We start from the raw sequence: 7,245 nt of genomic DNA, 5'->3' as shown, positions 1-7,245 counted from the left end.
TCAAATAAATCTTCTTTTTTCATAAAGTGCTAAATTAAAATTAAACAAAAAATAACGGGGGCCGGCCCCCGTTATTTTTCTATTTACACACTTTATAAGATAGTCCCGATAAATCAAACGTATAGTTTTTATTCTTACACAGTCCCGTAAAACGAACCTTTAACGGAACCATTTAAATCAATTAGAAACTGAAAATTTCAAAAGCCCATTTATCCGGTAAAATGACAATTACCCCTTTTCAATAATCAACTAACAATCAAGTGGGTGTGATTTTAATTTGATCAAGAAAAATAAAGTTTTGTACCCCATGTGTACCTCGAAGCATGGGAACCCCTGTAAAATATGGGTTCGTTACTTTCTGTATCGGAAAGTAACCCTTGTTAACGACAACTACCAAAACATACAAAATACCCCATAAGCCCTTTAAATAGGGCTTTTTTGTTTTATAGCAATACTAGTCTTTAACAACCATTAACTGTTGATTGCGGTATTATTTGTACCTTATTTGTACCGTTGATGGTACCAGGTACAAATTAGTTTAGTCCGATTATTTTATGTAACAGCTAGTAACCTACAACAACAAGGAAAAACACTTAGCAGCATAAAAGGGAAGTATCATTTACTTTATCTTATTTATTCTTCCTTCTGATACTCATTAAACGACTATCTAGTAATGTTTGCTTACCCCTTAATTTAATATTCCGACTATAAGCACAGATCAAAAAAGCGCAAAAGATACGTTCATAGAATGCTGAATTTAATCAAAAGGCTGCATCCAATATCTCCTCAATTTATAATATTTATCTAACAGCTATACTTTTGAATATCTTCCTGACGTTATTTGGTTTGCTTGCTTAATCCATTTTTTTCATATGTATTTTATTGTTTTTTACGGTCATATGTAATTCGCATATCCTCATTCGTATTTGCGACTTGCTTTCGGTCGTACCTATTACAAAACTCAATAAACAATAAGCAGGGCTCCCCTAAGTACAGGAAAGTTTTTAATCCTCGCTCCAAAGCATAATCAAGTCTAAATTCCTGAGGGAGGTTGGGCTATTAACGCCTGTTACTTTGTATGATCACAAAGGAGTTGTAACCACCACATTACATACTGTTTTTTTAAAGCATGGCTACCAATGGTTATTTCTTATTAAACTGATCATTAATTTCCGATTTATAAATGTTATTTTTGGAACCTAAGAACTGTTATCCTCAAATTTTAGTTTATGGAGTATCAAGATGTGTTTGTCCTTTTTTGGGATCATGTAAAGGAAAGTATCAATGAAGGACGATTTGCTAAATTAACTATGGCAAAAACCATCGGTAAACCTAACTTGAAAAACATTTTTGTCCGGCCAATTTACTCAAAAGATGACTTTAAGGTGTTAGTGAAATTGCGCTATGCTTCTAAGGAAACTGAAGATGAGGAAAAAGTACTTTCCTTGGAAGATGCTTTTGAGTTTTTAAAATCGCATCTTAAAACATCTTTTTCAACAGTGCTTTTATTTACCACCACAAAAGATGTCACCTTCAAAATCAACAAAAAAGGAGCGGGCAGAATCACTGAAAATTTGCCGACATTTCGTGACGTTACCCAAGCTAAGACTGACTCATAACAACTTCTAGGTCAGTTTTAAGCTTCGCTGATACCTTCTTAGGGAATGCTATAGAAATATGTTTGCAAAAAACATTAGGGTCATCAATTGGTGTTAACATATACCTTATTGAATTTTTGTTTCATTTCGATCGTTCCAAGCATTACTATTTCAGCACCATGGGGTAGTATGGTTGTTGCCGATAGTAAGGTTTTGGCTTCAGAATTTTCTTTAATAGCAATCACAGATAAACCTGTCTTAGTACCTATCCTAGATTCAGCAAGAGACAACCCTTCTAAAGATTTTGGAATCGGGATAATAAACAAAGTGAACCCCTCACCTAGAACGGTAAGTTCCTGATCTTTAGATATACTTAAAACGGCTTCAGAACCTAAGGTGGAATAACTTAACACAAAATCAGCCCCAGCTTTTTGCATGATATCAATATTTCGAGCTTCTGAAATACGGCTCACGATGCGTACGTCGTTATTAAGCCGGCGACAATAAGAGGCTAAATAAATATTGGTGGTATCGTCATGGGTAGAAAGTAATACTGAGGGCGCTTCAAGAATTCCAGCTCGTTTTAGGAGTTGAAAATCTGAGGCATCCCCTGAGAATACCTGATGACAGTAGGGTCCTACCTTTTTACATACCTCCGGATCTTTATCAACGACATTCACCAAAACCCCGTTTTTATGTAAAGACCTGGCCGCCGACAACCCTACCTTACCAGCCCCGATTAACAGTACAGGATTGGGGTTGATACTATAATCATGAAAAAGCTCATCTATATTTTGGAGCTGTTCTTTATTTCCTATAATTACCAGTACACTATCATATGTCAGTATTTTATCACCTTTAATAGGTTGCAATCTTCCACGCTCCCAAATTCCTACTATACTCACCCCAAATTTTTGTCTTAATCCAGTTTCACGGATGCGTTTCGAAACCAAGGGGGTATTATGGACAGGCAATTCAGCGATCAATAAATCCTCATATTGCCCTATGGCATGTGATTCTGCATGCTGTGTGTTTACCCTATTGGCCAACTGCTCGCCAAGCCACTTTTTTATTGGCAGAACGTGGTTGGCACCGCTGAGTTGCTGTACGTCCACAGACTCTATATTTGTAGCAATGGCGACAATGGGTATCTCAGGGGCTATTTCGCGTATCGTGAGAATAATCTTGGTATTTAAAAAATCGTCTCTATTGACTAGAACCAATTTTGCATCCTTAATATTGGCAAGGATAAAGGTTTCCTTATTGTCCAAATCCCCAAATAGTACAGGAACCTGGTCATCGTGATTTTTAAGCGCATTTTCCATGCGGTTCTCAATGACATAAAATGGGACGTCCTCTTGCTTTAATCGCTCCATAAGATCTCTTGCTATTACATCATAAGAACATATCAAGATATGGTCTTTTGTTCCGGAAGGAACTTCACGAAGAACCTTGTTATTCTTTCTCGATTCTAAAAGAGGGATATAAAAGTGTCTAATGAACGCAAAAGGCAAAACGATCATTAACATAAATATGCCAGAGAGCAGAACTAAGATAGTGAAAATGCGACCAAGATCGGAGGCAAAGGTAATGTCACCGAAGCCAAGGGTACTCATAACGGTAAGTGTCCAATAAAAACCAGTAACCCAAGAATGATATTGTCCCTCAAACTCCATTATAAAATGAAATAGAATAGAATAAATTACAATGACAATTCCAAGAAAGAGCAAATACTTAAATAGAATCTTGTAGTTTCTTTTAAAATCTCTGTCACTCATATAATGAGCCATCTGACTGCCGACAAATTTCATAATCTGTTTTATTAAAATGGGGGTTAGTTTGTTTATTCTAAATTCTTACTCTATAGAATTCACTTCTAGTTCAACTGCTTCATGAAAATGATTTTAACGTCACTATTTAAAAGGAGCAAAGATACAGTATCAATTAGACTACCAGGACTCATAATGACGGAAGTAATGTTGGAAATATTATCGTTGATACGTTTAATGAGCATCGTGTATGACTTGATGGTTCTTTTAATTATTCAATGGAGGGCAAAACTAAAGAATTAGCTGTTAGTTTTGTTTTAAGAACCTCTAACACCATGAAATTGGAAGAACAGGAAAACTTGAAACAACATATTAAAAACGCTATTGAGGAACGCACGGCCAACATCAAAAACTAAATACCTAATATGCTTTAGGTTTAGACCTAGAGAACATAATTGGACAAACGTCTATTGATGAAGAGAAAAAAGGCTTACGCATAGAAACAATCTCTACCAAAGTTGAATTAGATGTATAATTTCTCGGAGTAATACAAGATATTATCATCGTGGACTATTTCCTAAAGCAGTTTAAGACAAGTGATTAGCTTACCGTTTTTTTTGAATTCCCGATAGAGATCAGGAAAATAATCTATACGACCAACCTAAACGGGAAGATAAGAAAGTATACCAAGAACAAACTTTCCTTCCCTACGGACGATGCGGTGATGAAATCCATATATTTGGCCGTGAGGGAAGCGACCAAAGAATGATCCCTACTAATAAGGAACTCGGGGAATCATCCTAAATCAGTTCCTGACGATCTATGAAAAAAGGGTCAGACTTTAGATAAAAGTCCAACCCCTGTTATTTTAAACTTACACAGTTAACGGGATAGTGTCGGTCAGACTTTAAAAAAAAGTCCAACCCGGTTATTTTATACTCACACAGTTCACGGGATAGTGTCTCATGTCATGAGGTACTTTTCCAATATCTCATGCCTACAATTTCGCATCCATTTTTCATTTCCACTCAAAATCTCCATTTTCTATAGTCCAATCATTACCAAAAAATCCCGCAAATTTCACAGCATCGGTACCTTGGTTTAATAAATCGCTATTAAATAGTACAACATCGGGGAAAGTAGTCCCATTTACTAAATAATGATTCGCATAAGCTGCTTTCATTCCCATATCCCCTGTTGCGGTAACTACACCGATAGTCGCCACATCACTATCCTTTCTAGGTACTGTAAAATACATTCCCCATTGGTTTCCTGATAGTGTTTTATCGCCAATACTGACTTCATTTTTTTTAACCTGAATTGGACTATCCTTCAACAGAACTTTCCAAGCTGTATTATTGTCTTTATTTCCATAAAGGATAACATTTCTATCAGCATATTTTTTTAAGGAAAAATCTGTGTCTTTTATCATTTCAACATTTCCATTGGCACGATAATAAAATGTTTCAGCATCAAATAGTGCTTTATGGTAATACCAATCGTTCTCTATAGTAGAACCTTTGGTCGCATAAACAAAAACCACATTGTTTCTAAAGGCATCTTTGAATCCACCATTTCTGTGGGGACCTTTTTCACCTAAGGATGGCCTAGAGGTCTTCACCCATTTTTCTTTATCCTTTTTAAAGAAATTTTTAAGGTTTGAAGACACTTTCAATGTATCTCCGTCAAGAGTAATTTCATTTATAGTTTCGGTTATTTTCGATAAATCGACTTCCAGTAATGCAACGTTACTTGTGGTAATATTGAAACCTTGTTCTTTTGAAAAATCAAAAGAACTGATCTCAAAAGGCTTTTCTTGTTGATGAATAGTCATAAAATGAGATTTTGCAGAAACTCCTGGAGATCCCGTAAAAAACTCTAATTTCTTAACTGCTGAATCTTTTTGAATAGTACGCTGTTTAAAAAAATCGAAAATAGGTTGCCAATCGACACTGTGGTTACCATACCAGTGTGTACCATCAGGATACTCATAATAAGTAAAGTCATTATGGAATTTACCAAGACGTTCTCTCATTTCTCTTGCAATAGCAGTAGGAACCACGTTATCTTTTTCACCATGCAAAACATAGACACCACTTTGTAAATAATTGCGTTCTAATTTTAAGGTTCTACTAGGTGTACCTGCTCTTTCAATAATCTGTTGCAAAGGCGTATTAAGTGGCTCCAATTTCATACGTTCCACACTTTTTGTTGAAATTCCTCTTTCTTCTAATTGTTCCGATGTCATTTCTAACAATCTTCTTGAAAACCCATCTCGATACGCCAATAAATCAGGGTAACCTGCACAAGGAGCAATTGCGGCAAATCTGTCAGGATATGTAGCTCCTAAATACCAAGTACCGTGACCTCCCATAGAGTGTCCCGTTAGGTATATTTTGCTTTCATCAGGTTTATAAATATTTTTTGCATCTGCCAATACTTCTAAAGCATCTAATCTGCCCCAATCTTCCCAAGCAAATCCAAACGGACGACGATTGGTAGGTGCAACCAAAGTACCCCAATCCTTCTGAGCATAAGCATTGGCTTGGTTCACAGCTTCAACTGAGGCTCCATGTACAGATAAAAACAGTGCTTGTGACTGTTCTTTCGTGGTTGATGGTGCCACACTATAATATTGGACGCTTCCATCTATTTTACTAATAAACGTTTTTTTATGATGTTTGTATTTTGATTTTACTTCTAAGGTTACTGTTTGATTATTGAAAGTGATTCCTTTGTTGTTTTTTAAATTTAACTGTAAGTCTAGGCGATCCTTTGAGGCATCCACTGGATTCGAAGTAAAAGAAAAAGGAACTTTTTGCACCGATAAAGGTGGTATATTGGCAATAATCGTACTTGTATTATTATCAGCTAATTTTGCTTCAATAATTGCTTCTTTTATCCAGTTTTCAGTTGCATTTACCACTCTAATTGCTCCTGTGTATTCTTTGCTATCTTCTTGTTGAATGTTGGGCATGGTCATATCTCTTGTAGTAAATTGGACTCCAGTAGAAGGAGTAATCAATCTTGCTCTAATTCGTGGAAAACGCCCTACTTTTAGCACGAAAACATTCTCTCCTTTTTTTAGTTTTATAGGAATAAGGCTATAACCAAAATCGTAGTGGTCGCCTTCATGAGGGAAACCGTTGATTAAAGCAAGAGAATGCCCTGACGCTTCAAAAAGTACAATCTGTTCTGAATTGGACTTATAAGTTAGATACACATAAGCCGACCTTAAATTACGGCCAGAAAAACTGCTCGTACTATCAATTTTTATGGATTCCCACTGCATTGGATTTCCTAGAAAGTCAATATCAAAAGTTAATTCTTTGGTGGCTCTATATTGATTATCCGTTAGGAACCGATTAAAAACTGGGTCATTAGGAAACGAAGAGGATTCAAACCCAATATTCGGCATTTTTAATGCCAATGCAGTTTTAAAAACATGTAACACATTACCTTCGCTAACTTCATTGATTTTTTCTTTACCGAAGTATTCAACGATGTTACCTGTTTTTTGTGCATTTATAGGATTGGAAGAAATACCTAAGAGGAATGCAATTACAAAGAATAATTTAAAATTGTTACACATCGGATATGGATTTTTAAAGTGATTTAACTCCAATGATAAACATTACAGTCCTGATTTTATAATATTTTTAGACCAAGGGCAATTCCACATCGCTAAAGGTTGAGTAAACTGATAAATACTAATTTGGTTTGATTCTACGAGCCTAAAAGAGAAAAAACAAATCAAAATAAATGCACGGATTTCAAGAAATCACAGACCCGTAAATTAAAATTTGCTTAATCATTTAATCCTTTTAGGCTCGCAAAAATTGGCCTTTATTTTTCACACGGTAGTATTGCATATAAAA

The 7,245-nt window shown here is 35.6% G+C and carries 4 protein-coding genes and 1 pseudogene; 3 read left to right on the top strand and 2 right to left on the bottom strand.

Going from position 1 to position 7,245, the window contains the following annotated elements:
* The first annotated feature begins 1,229 nt into the window (after positions 1-1,229).
* Positions 1,230-1,619: a hypothetical protein gene (locus HCG49_RS11265; RefSeq protein WP_168469631.1), complete on the top strand. Its 390-nt coding sequence runs from the start codon at positions 1,230-1,232 to the stop codon at positions 1,617-1,619.
* Between the two features lie 83 nt (positions 1,620-1,702).
* Here HCG49_RS11265 and HCG49_RS11260 read toward each other — a convergent pair whose 3' ends face one another.
* A complete protein-coding gene (locus HCG49_RS11260; protein ID WP_168469630.1) occupies positions 1,703-3,409 on the bottom strand; it encodes a potassium channel family protein in 1,707 nt (568 codons plus the stop codon).
* A 236-nt stretch (positions 3,410-3,645) separates the two neighbouring features.
* On the opposite strand from HCG49_RS11260, the gene HCG49_RS11255 reads away from it, so the two are divergent.
* Both HCG49_RS11255 and HCG49_RS18835 read left to right on the top strand, forming a co-directional pair.
* Positions 3,646-3,783: a hypothetical protein gene (locus HCG49_RS11255; RefSeq protein ID WP_168469629.1), complete on the top strand. Its 138-nt coding sequence runs from the start codon at positions 3,646-3,648 to the stop codon at positions 3,781-3,783.
* 188 nt (positions 3,784-3,971) lie between these two features.
* Positions 3,972-4,212 (top strand): annotated as a pseudogene (locus tag HCG49_RS18835) (transposase); the annotation flags it as partial.
* Between the two features lie 173 nt (positions 4,213-4,385).
* Here HCG49_RS18835 and HCG49_RS11245 read toward each other — a convergent pair.
* Positions 4,386-6,959, bottom strand: coding sequence for a prolyl oligopeptidase family serine peptidase (locus HCG49_RS11245; RefSeq protein ID WP_168469628.1), 2,574 nt, complete (start codon positions 6,957-6,959; stop codon positions 4,386-4,388).
* Between the last annotated feature and the right edge of the window lie 286 nt (positions 6,960-7,245).

The organism is Arenibacter sp. 6A1 (assembly GCF_012272855.1).
GTDB lineage: Bacteria > Bacteroidota > Bacteroidia > Flavobacteriales > Flavobacteriaceae > Arenibacter.
Note: the sequence above shows the minus strand (reverse complement) of the source record. Positions and strands in the feature narration are given on the sequence as shown.

Coding starts and splice junctions, on each gene's coding strand:
- HCG49_RS11260 (WP_168469630.1), bottom strand. CDS start 3,409: ATGAAATTTGTCGGCAGTCAGATGGCTCATTATATGAGTGACAGAGAT.
- HCG49_RS11265 (WP_168469631.1), top strand. CDS start 1,230: ATGGAGTATCAAGATGTGTTTGTCCTTTTTTGGGATCATGTAAAGGAA.
- HCG49_RS11245 (WP_168469628.1), bottom strand. CDS start 6,959: ATGTGTAACAATTTTAAATTATTCTTTGTAATTGCATTCCTCTTAGGT.
- HCG49_RS11255 (WP_168469629.1), top strand. CDS start 3,646: ATGGAGGGCAAAACTAAAGAATTAGCTGTTAGTTTTGTTTTAAGAACC.